Source organism: Candidatus Nitrosocaldus islandicus (assembly GCF_002906215.1).
Classification (GTDB): Archaea; Thermoproteota; Nitrososphaeria; order Nitrososphaerales; family Nitrosocaldaceae; genus Nitrosocaldus; species Nitrosocaldus cavascurensis.
The window spans coordinates 497,096-510,326 of the sequence record NZ_CP024014.1 but is presented as its reverse complement, the minus strand read 5'-3'; the positions used below and the strand labels follow the sequence as shown (position 1 = coordinate 510,326).

Genomic DNA, 13,231 nt, shown 5'->3' with positions numbered 1-13,231 from the left:
ATCAGGTTGAGAATATGTACTCATCAGTTATACCATTTGGCAATGCTATCTTCAACATATACGTCTTGTTTGATTGTATTGCACTACTTAGAGTTATTGTAAGTTCCTTTGTCTGTTTGGGATTCCATGTATCAGTATCATCATAAACCCATTTTGGAGCACTTGCTGAATTGTATGGTATCCTTTGTAATGCATTAACTTCCCCAAAGTACACATCAACTGTATCAAGGTTAGATATACTATACATTCCAGTATTCTTAACCCATGCCTTTACAGTAGTGCCATTAGCATTAACATATATTATCTTAATGCTTGTTAGAGCAATCTCTCTTTGCATCTGTGTCTGTGTAGCAAAGAATGATTGGATAATTGTGCTCTTGCTTATAACTGTACTTGCAAATATTGCTGCTATGGTTATAGATGCTATAAGTAGTATGCTCTCAGTGAATACAGCAGAGACCATAGCATATCACCTATGCTCATGCTCATCAACCCCAATACCCCTAGAGTTTATTTGACTATTCATACTCATCCTTAGCCTTGCATAGAGGGTATCTGCATCCTTATCTCTTATGTCAAGTACATCAGCAAGCATATAGAGTGAGATAGCACACTCCTCTGGCGTTAGGGTTGATCTGCTAAGTATATCAACTATGCTATACACGATCTTCTCAGCTTCATTACTAAGGTTAAGCAATTTGCATTGCATATACAATATATTAGCATACTCATTGCCAAATCTCTTCATGAACTCCCCTATTGTTAGTATGAGTTCCATAAGCATTGCTAGAGTTATCCCATTTGTATATGCAAGTGTGAGTATACCTTTGCTAGGGACTTCATTGGTATCATCCTTGTAAGCTCCTTTATCAGTTATACTGCTGCTCTTCTTACCATTCTCAATTATACTTTCTTCTTTCTTATTCTTATTGATATGTGCTTGTTCATTGCTATCATGGTTCTTATTGCTGTTACTAACATCTTTACCTGTCTCATCATATCTGCCATCATTATTGTTGTTACTGTTAATGCTAATATCTGACTTCTGCAATGGCAGTGTTGGATCTGATAGTACATCTATGTTGAGCTGATCAAAGTATCTGCGCATAAAGTTCAATGGATTTGCAATCTCTGCTTGGAATGCCTTAAAATCAACTAGAGTTGTTTCAAACGCATCTGTTAGATCCTTCATATTCTTCTTCAGATTCTCTATATCCGTCTTTACTGTATTGACTACATTTATTGCATCGTTAGCCTTCTGTACTGCCTCTCCAACACTGCTTGCTATAGATGCAATCTTTTCATCAACAATCTGCTGTATCATAGATTCATCTACTGTAACTGATCTGGTAGATGTTTCTACTACACCTTCACTAGTAATAACTGTGTTATCCTCTACAGTGGAACTAGAACCCTGTTGTGATAACTTAACCTCTTCAACCTGCATGTTACTTGTATCTATACCTTCTAGTATATTACTACTACTGCTACTACTATTATTATTGCTATTATGGTTCATAAATTTCTTTGTGAGTAATGATGGTAATGCTACAAGTATAAACACTATAAGAAATGAAGGCAAGATGAAGTAGAATGTATGAAAGAAGTACTCTCTAGCATTGTAATAGATGAGGAACCATAGTAGTGATAAAAGCATACCTGTTAGGAGTATTCTTGAAGAGAAGTTTAGTTTCAACAAAAAAAGTAAGGGGGTCGTTATTCCTTTTACCTGCATCTTACTTCACCTTTATTTATCCTAGGTTCACTACACTAGTTGTGATGACTGGCACTGACCTCTCTACTGTTAAGACTGAACCACCAGATATTATTAGCTCTGAATGAAGAACATCTAACTGCTCTGGTTGGTCATTTGACTCAAATACTATGGTAAGTACTGCTACCTCACCACCATCAAGTATGTCGTTATTCTGTATACTGTTGCTCCACCATATTATTGCACATGTCTTAGCTGGTGCTTGGAATGAGCCTGAATTGTTTATTGCGTCAGTTGCTGCAACAGATGGATCGTATGTACAGTCAGCCTGCTTTACATCTGCAAACATACTCATAACGTCAGCATATGATGCATTACTGCTATCTCTTGCAGTCCCAACATATATGTTGTCATAGTTAACTGACTTACTGAAGTACTTAACTGCTGTTAACGCTTGTTGAAGGTTGACCTCACCTGCTCCACTAGCCAACTTTATTGGTATACTATAGTACAGTAATTTGCCTGTGCTGGAGTTACCACCACCAGTAACTAACCCTGCTACCTCAACTGCACCAGTTGCAGACTTTAGACCTTCACTTATCGTAGTCTTGCTCTTCTGTGTTGTTCCAAATCCTGCATTGAGTACCACAAATGCAAGTGCTGCTGCAACTACAACAAACGCAATCATCACTATTGCTGACTCTATACCTAGGATACCTCTCCTCCTGCTATTATTCCTGCTCCTTCTTGTACCCCTTGTTATATCCATTGCGGCCATAGCATTAGATTAATCGTGCTGATGATATGCTTTAGTTTGTAAGCATGATTACAAACAGGCGTAGAATCAACCAATCAAACAAGGAGAGGGGTCATCAAATAATCCTTAAATATTTATCTTATAATTAATTGATATGGTCCATGCTAGCGATGCAAGGAATATAGTAAATATGCTAAAGGATCCCATGTATTGGAGGATCGCATCCAAGGCTATAAAGTCCATGCTGGGCAAGAGGAGTCCATTCTATGGCTCTGTAGATGTAACTAATTACTGCAACCTACATTGCTCGCACTGTTACTGGTGGGCTAGCAGGAATTCATCATTACAGGAGTTAAGTGTGGAAGGATGGAAGTATGTTATAGATGAGTTATTCAAGAAGAGGTACAATGTAGTGCATGTATATCTGCTTGGAGGAGAGCCTTATCTTAGGCCTGATGTTATAGAACTCTTCAGTAACGAGATGTATGGTAAGTGTACTGTAGTCACTAACGCTACTCTACCCATCAAGTTCTTCAAGGGTATAGTGCTCTACATCTTCTCTGTAGATGGGCCTAGAGAGGTTCATGATATGATAAGAGGCAAGACATACGATAAGGTAAGGCAGAATATAATGGAATTCACAAACACCTATGGAAGGAAGGGCAAGGGCTTCTATACCACAGTCAACGTTACTATAAACTCCTTGAACTATAAGCATGTAGGAGAGATGGTGAAGGAGTGGGAGGGCATAGTTGAGGGCATAGTATTTCAGTTCTATACTCCATTCAGTGAGAACGATCCTCTATGGCTTCCATTTGGCAAGGAGAGGGATGCACTTATAGATGAACTTATAAGGCTGAAGAGGGAGCATTACGAGTTCATCCTCAACACTGAAGCACAGTTGAATGTTAGCAGGAAGCCTTGGGGTAGTAGATGCCCTAACTGGATGTGCATAGCAGTAGATGCCTTTGGTAGGATAAAGAGCCCATGCAGTATGGGTAGTGCAGATCCAAACATGCCAAGTCCCATATGCGAGAAGTGTGGCTGCCTTGGCAACTGTCTAGCATATACATATGGGTTGAGGGGAGATCCAAACAAGGAGTATGATGTGTATGCTAGGGATATGGCCAATAATATACGCTTTAGGCAATCATCTCTACTGCATAGATAGCAGTATGTATTGTGCTGCAGATCTACTCTTTTATACACAGCCATTAAAAAGCATCTTAAGCAAACCTTGCTAGATTTGGACCTCTACTACCTTGATGAACTGGCAGCAAGGATAAAGGTGAACAGGGATAAGATAGCAAGGCTAAGGCAGGAACTTGCTGATCTCGATGCAAGGATGAGGGATAAGGCGATAGACCAAGAGTTCGCTAGGCTTATAGGCTATCAGCAGGAGGATGAGGATGCTGAGAGCATGAGGGCAAGGATCAACACTGAGATAGATGCTCTTGAAGAGACTGTCAAGAATGATATGGAGGCATTCATAAATGGTCTAGCATCATCAGAACTCATCATACCTATAGATCCAAGGCCAGTAATTGGTGATGAGCAATCTACAACCAATTCGAATAGAGGAAGAGGCAAGATCATCTACAAGTATAGAGATAGTGCAATATTTACGAATTTTGTCAGTATGTTCTCAGTTATATTCAGCAATTGTACTGTAAAAGATATTATATTTACACCTGATTCCGTAATAGTTAATGCTAAGGATGAGAGGGAGGCTAGGTATAGGTTCGTTAATAGCATAAGGGAGATGCAGAGAATGCTAGCAAAGAAAGCGAATACCATAGCATTGATAGCTGAGCAACAGGTTAAAAGGTGATTATACAAATAGGTAGCATTGTATGGATGAGAGAATAAGGAGTATTATAAACTCAAAGATAGAGGAGTGTATAAGCGATGTGGCTAGGGTTAACATGCTTGTAGATGTACTAAGCCCACTACATGTGATGGATGGTAAACATGCCCTAGCACTGGGTATAATCCTTGGTAGGATATACAACTCATTCTACTACCAGAGCAGACGTATACTCATGCGTGATCCAAGTGATGAGGAGTTTCAGGAGTTAATAGCATTGTTATTGGCAAGGGTTGATGAGCTGAAGGATGCTGTAATGGGGAAGTGAAGGAAGAGGCAGATAGGGAAGGGGATGATGATCCCTACCTCTCTAGCCTATATGCTACTGATAAGGTTTATTAACCTAACAGTTACACCATTTTAGCAAGCGAGATGGTATGGGCTTCTCTAATTTCGATATAAGAAGGTTTGACTGTTCAAGTTACGATGCATTATGCAAGAGCTTTGTATGGGAGATGCCAGAGTACTTCAACATGGGAGTTGAGATGCTTGATAAGCATGCAGATACCAACAAGATAGCAATGTACTATGAGGGTAACGATGGTAGTGCAAGGATATACAGGTTCAAAGATCTCTTGAATATGTCAAACAGGTTTGCAAATACGCTAACAGATCTCAAGATAGGCAAGGGGGATAGGATAGCAATACTTGTACCTCAAGGTCCAGAGGCTCTAGTTGCTATGCTAACAGCGTACAGGATTGGTGCAATAGCATTATCCATGAGCACGCTCTTCGGCACAGATGCCATAAAGTACAGACTAACAGATAGCAGTGCAAAAGTGCTTGTATTTGATGATTCCTTGAAAGATAAGGTAAGGCCAGCACTAGATGGACTAAACATAGAGGTATTCTCTGTGCACAGTAGTAGCAATGAGTTCTATGATCTTAACAGTATACTCAAGAATGGCGCAACAAGCTTCAAGCCAGTAGATACAAGGATAGGAGATCCTGCACACATGCTCTACACATCAGGTACAACTGGTCTTCCAAAGGGTGTGCTCCTACCCCACAGCTTTCTGCTTGGATGCATACCATGCTACCAACTCTACCTTGAGATGGCACCAAGGGAAGGGGATGTATTCTGGACACCATCAGAATGGGCTTGGGTTGCTGCAATAGGGGATGTGCTCTTTCCATCACTCTACTTTGGTTATCCTGTTGTTGTAACACCTAGGAGCGGGAAGTTCGATCCAGCATGGGCATACAGCATAATGGAACGTTACAGGGTGACATGTGCATATATAGTGCCTACAGCGTTGAGGATGATGCGTAAGTTCAAGGATGAACCTAGGAAGGAGTATGACCTCTCATTAAGAGCATTGGGGAGTGCTGGGGAGCCAGTTGGTGCAGAACTGGTTAGATGGTGCATGGATAAACTTAACGTGCCATTGAACGAGATATATGGGCAGACAGAGGCAAACATAATAGTTACAAACTGCTACTCTCTCATGGGTCCAAAGCCAGGCTCTATAGGGAAGCCAACGCCAGGGTTCATCGTTGAGGTTCTGGATGAGAATGGTAACATAGCAAAGCCCAATGAGATTGGGGAGATAGCGGTGAAGATGCCTAACCCAGTAGCATTCATAGGCTACTGGAATAGGCAAGAGGATACTGCAAAGAAGGTAAGGAATGGATGGTTATACACTGGAGACAATGGCTACAAGGATGCTGAAGGTTTCATATGGTTTGTTGCAAGGACAGATGATCTGATCAAGGCAGCAGGATACAGGATAGGCCCTGCAGAGGTTGAAGAAGCAATAAACCAGCATCCAGCAGTGCTTGAGAGTGCAGTTGTGCCATGGCATGATGAGATAAGGGGGCATGTGATCAAGGCATATGTTGTGCTCAAACCAGGGCATGAGCCATCTGAAGCGCTGAAGGATGAGATACAGCAGTCAGTTAGGAAGAGGCTTGCAGAGTATGCATATCCAAGGATAATAGAGTTCATAAACGAGTTACCAAAGACAGATACAGGGAAGATAAAGAGGAAGGAGTTAAGGACTATGCATACATAATAACATTATCTTTTATTGCTACATTGTTACAGTCTGTTACCACACTCAGCACAGTAAGCATCAAGGATGGAGTTCTCATACCTGCACTTACTACATACCTTACCCTTTACATTCACACCATCATGCTTTATACCTTCAACAGCATCCCATGGTACTAGTTCATCATTTGAGTTACCACCATCCTTTTCTATCAATAACCAGACCTTCCTCCCATCCATTACAATCACATCTTTGATCAAGCCTATCCTATTGCCTTTGTAGAATACACCAGCCCTATCCTCTATAACCCTCCTTAGACTTACACCTTTCTTCTTACCTTCAGCAATCATAATACCATCTTCACGAGTGCTTACATAATTGTTATGCCTGATCCTATCAACATCATTTATAGCATTGGGATCTTTACCTAACTTGTTGAACACCTTGTACCTTGCTATTATAGCATTGCACTCTCTACATACATAGTCACCCTGCTCTAGCAGGATATGCCCTTCAGCAACCTCCTCCCTAGCCTCATCACTCCTTATTATAGGTGAGCCTTCAATCTCCTTACTGCATGAGTTGCAGTAGTATGAGAGTATCCTATCCTCATCAACCCTGCCCAGTGCACCTATGAAGAGTTCCCCAGCAAGCCTTGCTCTGCCTATCTCATCCTCATGTAGATCTGCAACTATGTAGCCCCCAGAGCCCTTTACCCTTGCTATCAACATTTTACATTATCCTACCTTAAATATAACCTCTACGATGGAAGATATTATCACCCATTCCTAAAAAATTATTAATAGGTTACCCTTCTATCCATTCATGACAAAGGTACAGAAGACCAGCATAGAGTCATGGGAGAAGGATGTGTTGAAATCCAACATACCTGTTCTTGTTGATTTCTGGGCAGATTGGTGTGGACCATGCAGGATGGTTGCTCCAGTCCTTGAAGAACTTGCTGGTGAGTATGATGGAAGGGTGAGGTTCCTCAAACTCAACGTTGATGAGAATCAAGATGTTGCAAGGGAGTATGAGATATACAGTATACCAACGCTATTGCTCTTCAAGAATGGGCAGGTTGTAGGGCAGCATATAGGTGCTGCACCAAAGGATGTGATAAGGAGATTCATAGAGGAGTCGTTGAGGAGTTAGTTAAACGCAAGTAAGTAGTTACATGGGTAATTATTAATTATTAATAATTAAAGGGACGCTCTAACCACTGCTAAATATAAAAACACTTAATTTATTCCATCATCCAATTCTACCCATGGGTCAACTTGGTTACAATACACGTGGACCATTGGTAGATAAGTTGAAGAACTTGCTCAACGATGTTCAGAGCAGTTATGAAGCCTTCCTAGATGCACATACACTCTACCAAGAGGGTAAGATGGATGAGAGGGCATACTTCGTAAGAATGGGTGATTTCCTTAGACAGTTCTCATCCCTTGGCTTCTTGATGGTCAAGGTGATACTTGAGCTTGATGCAAGCATAGGAAGGGAGAGGCAGCAACAGCAGCAAGAGGCAAGACAGACAGCAGCAACAGCAACAGCAACAACAGCAGCAGTGGCAATGGTTAAACCATCTCCATCAATAGAGCAGTTCATGCAGGGTGTAGTAAGAACCCCTCCTGCAAGAGAGGTGCAGAAGGATACAAAGGTATGCATCCATTGCAATGCTATAATACCTGCAAGAGCAAAGTTCTGTCCAAAGTGTGGTAAGAAACAGCAGAGTGAAGCAGTAAGCAAGGAAGGGGAAGGTAGCAGTAGTGAGGTTGTAGCATCAAAGGAAGAAACAGATAAGGAGAAGGAGAAAGAGGGTAAGAAGAAAGGCAGGAGTAGAAAGGTAACATAACCTAGTAGAGAGATAGGTTATAGAGGTATAGAATAATAGCCGTAGTTAGAAATATTATTGATTTGCAGATGGTGGTAGAGGAAGAGGGAAGAGGTTGTTTGCTTGTTTGTTAACATGCTCCCATGTGCTGAATAGGATGCATACATTAGTTGGCGATGCACCATACTACAGTATAAAATAAATAATAATGGATCATAGATCTTCTCATGAAGGTATTCAACGCAAAGAATGCTGCAGAGGATTACATGTCATTACATACCCTAACCTACTCTACACCAGAGATGACGCTCCTCAAGTTTGCAAAGTGGCTTGGAGAGATGGTTGATGTAGAATGCAAGATGGATGCAGACAAGTGCCCCAACGATGATGGTATGCATCCAAAGCATAGGATGCCTAGACTTATGCTTTACATAGAGGAGAGGAGAGAGGAGTACAAGATGGATGTGAGTGATGAGTTCCTTCCTACTGGGGCTGTTACAACGCTCTTCTCAAAGGTTAAGGATAAAGTGCAGAGGAGAGAGGAGGAGGAAGAGGTAGGGAAGAGGAGTATGAAGGAGGAGGGTGAGGAGAAGAACTTTAAATTCTGCATATCTTGTGGTACAAAGCTTGATATGTATGCTAGTTTCTGTATTGAATGCGGGGCAGAACAGACGTAGTTGTCATGAGAGGATTATAACGTATTAGACAACAAATACCTAACATGCTAGGTTAAACCTTTAATGGTTCATCATATCATCGTAAAGATGCTGGGCCGGTAGTTCAGCGGTAGAATGTCCGCCTCGCACGCGGATGATCCCATACCAGCAGGTAGATAAATTTACAGGCTTGGTGGGGTCAGCGAGAGGTCGCGGGTTCAAATCCCGCCCGGTCCACTTATTTTTAATCGAATCCTTATACAAGGAACATTATTTCCCTTTATTTGATAAGGATTGAGGGGCTAAGTACGCTTATTTGCTTGAGGATGGAGATGTTCAGCGCTGGTTTGATAATCTGAAGTCTTATTTGACGACCACTGTTTACCTTAGGAAATCTTGGGGTTTACTGCGAGCTTAATGGGACGGATCTCAAAGCCTTGCTTAGGGTTGTGAAGACCAAGGCTTTCAGGGATGATTTCACCGATTTGTCTGAAGGGTGGAGAAGGAAGGCAAAGCAGGCTTACATTGCAATGTTCAAGAAAACCTTGCATCCCTCGTTTAACTATAACGGCTTGGATGTAAGGCTTAAGGTTAATGTCAGAGGAGAGTATGAAACTTCAACAATAGTCAATACAACGAAAGGATTCTAAGCAAAGAGGAGCTTAACAGAATTAGGATGGCAACTCCAAGAGCAAAGGGTTTCAATAGTCATTATGGCCTTCAGTGGGTTGAGGCCACAAAGCCTAGGCAACTACACGGGAACGGACGGCATAAGGCTTGAATATTTCGAAGCCAAAGTGAATGAAGTATAACATTCGCCAAAGTACCAGCAATACTGGTTGTTAGAAGGGGATTAAACAAGGCCAGACACCAATACTTCACCTTTGTCCCGCAGCAAACAATAACATACATTGAAGAGTATTTGGACGAGCGGGTTAAGCAAGGAAGTAAGGATTCTCCGTTGCTTGGACTTGATCTCAGAGGTGCTAAAAAGAACAGGTTTTTTGTGAACAATCCTTGTAACGAGGATATTCACGGAATCATTTTAAGTACTGGTTTCAGCTGGAGGCCTTACGTGCTGAGGGCTTACTCTGACACAAACACGATAATAGCAAAGGACAAGATAAACCATCCTTACTTGCAGTTTATTATAGGGCATAAGGATGACATAGAAGCCAGATACAGTACAAACAAGGGCGTACTGCCGCCAGACATGTATCGCATTCAGGATGGTGCTCCACAAGTCGGGCATCTCTAGCCTTTATGCACCATTTTGCAATATTTCCACTTGATTAGTCCTTTAATTCGTAGCGTCTGCTCTTCTGAGAGCTTTTTGTGGCATTCTAAACATACTCTCATCCAAACCATTGGTTGCCAAACAACATATCCCTTTACTTTTTCTAAGTGTACTCCAATGAATTTTCCATTTTGGAATTAGCACCTTTTCGTATTTCCAGAAATAACAGTCTCATTTAATTTTACTGGTCTTTTACGGTTAGCACATTTAACTGTGTGCACTAGCTCGAACTTGAACGGCAAGTTTTATTTCGCCTTTCTATACTTCTATGTCACGAAATTCAAATTTTACTATATATTTTTTCAGTTTTAGTTTAGGTATTTCTGCAACAGCATATTTTAGTCTCTCATCAAAATCATCGGCAACAATTATCCCTCGTACGTCTTTCCCTTTGGCTAGGTTTTTCCGAACATACCGCATGTATCCTAAAACTTGACCTATAACACGATCGGTTGCTAAACCAGCCTTCAATTCAATAACAACAAAATTTCCTCCTTTATCCATTGCTAATAAGTCTATTCTGCCGACATCTATAGAATACTGTCGTCCACTAGAGCCTTCTTCAGAATACAGTGTAAGTCCTTCTTCTATTTGTCCAAGGTTTCGCGAAATATACTCTTCCAGATCCCTTTCAAGACTTAGACTGATTTTTTCTTCTTCATGTTCCTTTTCACCTGAAGCTTCGGCGGGTTTTATGCTAATCGGATACCCCTTATCGTATTTGCCATGCTTTTCTGGATTATATAGTTCATACATTCCTCCACCCAAATCAAACAGAAATTTTGGCATATACGGATGTTGCGTGTAAGCTGACGGTCTATTTACGCTGCAACCATACAAATGAGCCTTAATTGTATTTTTCTTCCACCTATTCGGATATCTCTCATTAATTATTCTAATGACCTCTTTAGCAGAGATCCTATTCAATTCAGTAAATACCTCTTTAAGGGCTTCACTTAGAGTCATATACCTGTTTATTCCTCTTTATCATCATATATTTAAGGTTTTGACTTGCAGCTAGTATAGTGTCCTGATAAGTATGAGAGCTGTTTTAAAATATGCTCATATTCATCTCTATAGGTATAACAGAGTTGATCTCTAACTGCTTTAAGCGTAACGAGAAGAGCTGTGTATAAGGTTCTAGCAGTATTAGTGTATATTCTGCTTGGTAGCCGTACGAAGGTTTCTTATGCTCTAACTTGCTATCAATTGAGCCTATAAGCAAGTCTATGTAATGATTGCTATAAGGTATCATCAACCATAAAGTTTGCTAATTGACGAACGTAAGTATAGGAGGAGGTGTATTGCTGTTATAGATGAGTAAATTAAGGTTAAATATAAAGATGTGTATATATGGGCTGCAATAGATGTAGATAGCAAAGAATTACTTGCTCTACATGCTTCATATACTAGAAGTAGCATAGATGCCCTTATCTTCTTAAAGAAGGTACTGAAGAGGTGTAGTAGGAGCAGTAATAAGCCTATAATAGTGGTAGATATAGGCAATGGTATAGTTTTGCTCTATATAGGCTAGGGTTAATGTATATGCATAATAGTTGGTATTAGGAGCTATGTTGAAAGGCTCTGCAGATATTAAGGTAATCTGTGAGTAGGTTCTTATCCTGACACTATCCGAAGAAGGAAGGAAAAAGTTTAAATGACATACTGGATTGGGACCAAGCTAAAGCAATATATGAAGTTTACCAAGAGCTGCAAAACAAGAAAATTTTGGGAAATATAAAGCTGATAATTGATTCGTTTGATAAATTAAAAACTGAGGAACGCTTGGTCCTTAAATTAGCAAATTTTGACGAGTAAAGACCACTCGTCGAGGGGGAAACAGCAGTTACATCTGTAAGTATACTGGCCAGTGCAACAAGAGAATTTCGGATTGACGACGATACTTCCAAGCGTTTATACTTATTTAAGAACGCTTTCGTCGTCTGAAGCTTAACCCATATGGATGCGGAATATTTCGCTAAAATAAACTTTCTGCACCATAGATAGATATCTATTTTCAGAGAATATCATTGATTGTTTATTATGTGAGATTCTGCCATAGGAAGGCCTAGAAAAAGACGGCAGTTGAAACCGTCTAACACAACAAGGCCAAATATACCAGCCAAGAACCAGAAGATTCACTGAATTATCTAATTGTATATCACAGGATCCACTACAAATTAATGCATAGAGTATTTTACAATAACAATTGCTATATACGTATACTCCTCCCCTAATATCTTATCGCCTATTTGCTCTAGCAATTGCTGTACCAGCATAAAGCGTCTCAAATAAACCTATCATCTGTTTGGCAACATTCTCATCGCTTACATACACTCCTGCATAGAACCTCTCTGGGTTATTTGCATTAACCAACTCTATACATGTCTCTCTCCCATCTATAACCATGAAGCTGAATGGTACATCTGCTACCTTCCTATCTACATTCTCTGGATAGAATGGTACAGTTGTTACCATCATCCTCTCCTTGTACTCCTGCTTTACCACCTTCTCCCTCTGTCCCTCTATAAGCATCCTATCTATTATCATCCTCACATTAACACCACGCTTATGCAGCTCGATGATTTCATTTATGATGTGCTCATTGAAGAACCTTGTTGCATACAACACCTCATTGGATGCATTGTTCATCTTCTCTACCAGCACGTTGGTAAGTTCACCATACTCCATGAATACCTTTGCCTTATCCTCCCCAACCTTTATTGAGAGTAGTCTATAGATCTCATCCATATCGAACTTGCCACTACTCTTGAGTACATCAAGCATCTGCAGCTTCTTTGCATTCCTAACATGCTCAAAGAGCACCTGTAATGCCTTCTCATAGATTATCCTCCCTAGAGTAGTCTGCACATACCTACCCTTACTCTTCTCTATCAGCCCAGTATCAACCAACTGCTTGAGCCTTGTGTAGTACTGCTTCTTAGTCAAGCCTATCTTCTCTGGAGCATCAGTCTCTGCCTCTATCCCCTCTACGCTCTGCAGAAATATCTTCAAGGCATCATATTTCGATAGTATTGTCAATACCTTGGAAGCCTCCCTTAGCACTTCATCTTCCATGCTAAAATTAACGATTATATACTTTTTAAAG

17 protein-coding genes and 1 tRNA gene are annotated in these 13,231 nt (G+C 40.6%); 11 read left to right on the top strand and 7 right to left on the bottom strand.

What is annotated here, in order from left to right:
- Position 1 precedes the first annotated feature (1 nt).
- Genes CRG89_RS02725 through CRG89_RS02715 form a run of 3 tightly spaced genes read right to left on the bottom strand, consistent with a single transcriptional unit; the run spans position 2 to position 2,492 of the window.
- Entirely contained in the window at positions 2–463 is a 462-nt protein-coding gene (locus CRG89_RS02725; RefSeq protein ID WP_103286827.1) for a flagellin, read from the bottom strand.
- 6 nt (positions 464–469) lie between these two features.
- Complete coding sequence (locus tag CRG89_RS02720) at positions 470–1,735, bottom strand: hypothetical protein (protein ID WP_148695245.1); 1,266 nt, start codon at positions 1,733–1,735, stop codon at positions 470–472.
- A 16-nt stretch (positions 1,736–1,751) separates the two neighbouring features.
- Positions 1,752–2,492, bottom strand: a complete 741-nt coding sequence (locus CRG89_RS02715) for an archaellin/type IV pilin N-terminal domain-containing protein (protein ID WP_103286825.1) — start codon at positions 2,490–2,492, stop codon at positions 1,752–1,754.
- Positions 2,493–2,625: 133 nt separating this feature from the next.
- On the opposite strand from CRG89_RS02715, the gene CRG89_RS02710 reads away from it, so the two are divergent.
- From CRG89_RS02710 to CRG89_RS02695, 4 genes are all read left to right on the top strand, one after another.
- Positions 2,626–3,642, top strand: coding sequence for a radical SAM protein (locus CRG89_RS02710; RefSeq protein WP_103286824.1), 1,017 nt, complete (start codon positions 2,626–2,628; stop codon positions 3,640–3,642).
- A gap of 75 nt (positions 3,643–3,717) precedes the next feature.
- Positions 3,718–4,302: a hypothetical protein gene (locus CRG89_RS02705; protein WP_148695246.1), complete on the top strand. Its 585-nt coding sequence runs from the start codon at positions 3,718–3,720 to the stop codon at positions 4,300–4,302.
- Between the two features lie 22 nt (positions 4,303–4,324).
- Complete coding sequence (locus CRG89_RS02700; RefSeq protein WP_103286822.1) at positions 4,325–4,606, top strand: hypothetical protein; 282 nt, start codon at positions 4,325–4,327, stop codon at positions 4,604–4,606.
- Positions 4,607–4,715: 109 nt separating this feature from the next.
- Positions 4,716–6,353 (top strand): acetate--CoA ligase, encoded by a 1,638-nt coding sequence (locus tag CRG89_RS02695; protein WP_103286821.1) that lies wholly within the window; start codon positions 4,716–4,718, stop codon positions 6,351–6,353.
- 26 nt (positions 6,354–6,379) lie between these two features.
- On the opposite strand, the gene CRG89_RS02690 is transcribed toward CRG89_RS02695, so the two are convergent.
- Positions 6,380–7,063, bottom strand: coding sequence for a hypothetical protein (locus tag CRG89_RS02690; protein WP_103286820.1), 684 nt, complete (start codon positions 7,061–7,063; stop codon positions 6,380–6,382).
- Between the two features lie 94 nt (positions 7,064–7,157).
- On the opposite strand from CRG89_RS02690, the gene trxA reads away from it, so the two are divergent.
- The 6 genes from trxA to CRG89_RS02660 all read left to right on the top strand — a co-directional run bounded on the left by trxA (position 7,158) and on the right by CRG89_RS02660 (position 10,083).
- A complete protein-coding gene (gene trxA / locus CRG89_RS02685; RefSeq protein ID WP_103286819.1) occupies positions 7,158–7,487 on the top strand; it encodes a thioredoxin in 330 nt (109 codons plus the stop codon).
- A gap of 115 nt (positions 7,488–7,602) precedes the next feature.
- Positions 7,603–8,190, top strand: a complete 588-nt coding sequence (locus CRG89_RS02680; protein WP_103286818.1) for a zinc ribbon domain-containing protein — start codon at positions 7,603–7,605, stop codon at positions 8,188–8,190.
- Between the two features lie 206 nt (positions 8,191–8,396).
- On the top strand, positions 8,397–8,846 hold the full coding sequence (locus tag CRG89_RS02675; RefSeq protein ID WP_103286817.1) for a zinc ribbon domain-containing protein: 450 nt from the start codon (positions 8,397–8,399) through the stop codon (positions 8,844–8,846).
- 92 nt (positions 8,847–8,938) lie between these two features.
- Positions 8,939–9,062: transfer RNA gene (locus tag CRG89_RS02670), tRNA-Ala, on the top strand.
- Between the two features lie 200 nt (positions 9,063–9,262).
- Positions 9,263–9,475, top strand: coding sequence for a hypothetical protein (locus CRG89_RS02665; RefSeq protein WP_148695247.1), 213 nt, complete (start codon positions 9,263–9,265; stop codon positions 9,473–9,475).
- Between the two features lie 272 nt (positions 9,476–9,747).
- Positions 9,748–10,083 (top strand): hypothetical protein, encoded by a 336-nt coding sequence (locus CRG89_RS02660; RefSeq protein ID WP_103286815.1) that lies wholly within the window; start codon positions 9,748–9,750, stop codon positions 10,081–10,083.
- Positions 10,084–10,380: 297 nt separating this feature from the next.
- On the opposite strand, the gene CRG89_RS02655 is transcribed toward CRG89_RS02660, so the two are convergent.
- Both CRG89_RS02655 and CRG89_RS02650 read right to left on the bottom strand, forming a co-directional pair.
- On the bottom strand, positions 10,381–11,088 hold the full coding sequence (locus CRG89_RS02655) for an endonuclease NucS domain-containing protein (protein ID WP_103286814.1): 708 nt from the start codon (positions 11,086–11,088) through the stop codon (positions 10,381–10,383).
- Between the two features lie 85 nt (positions 11,089–11,173).
- Positions 11,174–11,380 carry a hypothetical protein gene (locus CRG89_RS02650; RefSeq protein ID WP_148695249.1) on the bottom strand — a complete coding sequence of 69 codons (207 nt, stop codon included), beginning with the start codon at positions 11,378–11,380 and terminating at the stop codon, positions 11,174–11,176.
- Positions 11,381–11,467: 87 nt separating this feature from the next.
- On the opposite strand from CRG89_RS02650, the gene CRG89_RS02645 reads away from it, so the two are divergent.
- Positions 11,468–11,656 (top strand): hypothetical protein, encoded by a 189-nt coding sequence (locus tag CRG89_RS02645; protein WP_103286812.1) that lies wholly within the window; start codon positions 11,468–11,470, stop codon positions 11,654–11,656.
- A 707-nt stretch (positions 11,657–12,363) separates the two neighbouring features.
- Here CRG89_RS02645 and CRG89_RS02640 read toward each other — a convergent pair.
- Positions 12,364–13,200, bottom strand: a complete 837-nt coding sequence (locus CRG89_RS02640) for a phospholipase D-like domain-containing protein (RefSeq protein ID WP_103286811.1) — start codon at positions 13,198–13,200, stop codon at positions 12,364–12,366.
- Positions 13,201–13,231 lie beyond the last annotated feature (31 nt).

What these genes read in the sequence shown, in the direction of transcription:
- CRG89_RS02725 (WP_103286827.1), bottom strand. Translation starts at nt 463, where the DNA reads ATGGTCTCTGCTGTATTCACTGAGAGCATACTACTTATAGCATCTATA.
- CRG89_RS02720 (WP_148695245.1), bottom strand. Translation starts at nt 1,735, where the DNA reads ATGCAGGTAAAAGGAATAACGACCCCCTTACTTTTTTTGTTGAAACTA.
- CRG89_RS02715 (WP_103286825.1), bottom strand. Translation starts at nt 2,492, where the DNA reads ATGGCCGCAATGGATATAACAAGGGGTACAAGAAGGAGCAGGAATAAT.
- CRG89_RS02710 (WP_103286824.1), top strand. Translation starts at nt 2,626, where the DNA reads ATGGTCCATGCTAGCGATGCAAGGAATATAGTAAATATGCTAAAGGAT.
- CRG89_RS02700 (WP_103286822.1), top strand. Translation starts at nt 4,325, where the DNA reads ATGGATGAGAGAATAAGGAGTATTATAAACTCAAAGATAGAGGAGTGT.
- CRG89_RS02695 (WP_103286821.1), top strand. Translation starts at nt 4,716, where the DNA reads ATGGGCTTCTCTAATTTCGATATAAGAAGGTTTGACTGTTCAAGTTAC.
- CRG89_RS02690 (WP_103286820.1), bottom strand. Translation starts at nt 7,063, where the DNA reads ATGTTGATAGCAAGGGTAAAGGGCTCTGGGGGCTACATAGTTGCAGAT.
- trxA (WP_103286819.1), top strand. Translation starts at nt 7,158, where the DNA reads ATGACAAAGGTACAGAAGACCAGCATAGAGTCATGGGAGAAGGATGTG.
- CRG89_RS02680 (WP_103286818.1), top strand. Translation starts at nt 7,603, where the DNA reads ATGGGTCAACTTGGTTACAATACACGTGGACCATTGGTAGATAAGTTG.
- CRG89_RS02675 (WP_103286817.1), top strand. Translation starts at nt 8,397, where the DNA reads ATGAAGGTATTCAACGCAAAGAATGCTGCAGAGGATTACATGTCATTA.
- CRG89_RS02655 (WP_103286814.1), bottom strand. Translation starts at nt 11,088, where the DNA reads ATGACTCTAAGTGAAGCCCTTAAAGAGGTATTTACTGAATTGAATAGG.
- CRG89_RS02640 (WP_103286811.1), bottom strand. Translation starts at nt 13,200, where the DNA reads ATGGAAGATGAAGTGCTAAGGGAGGCTTCCAAGGTATTGACAATACTA.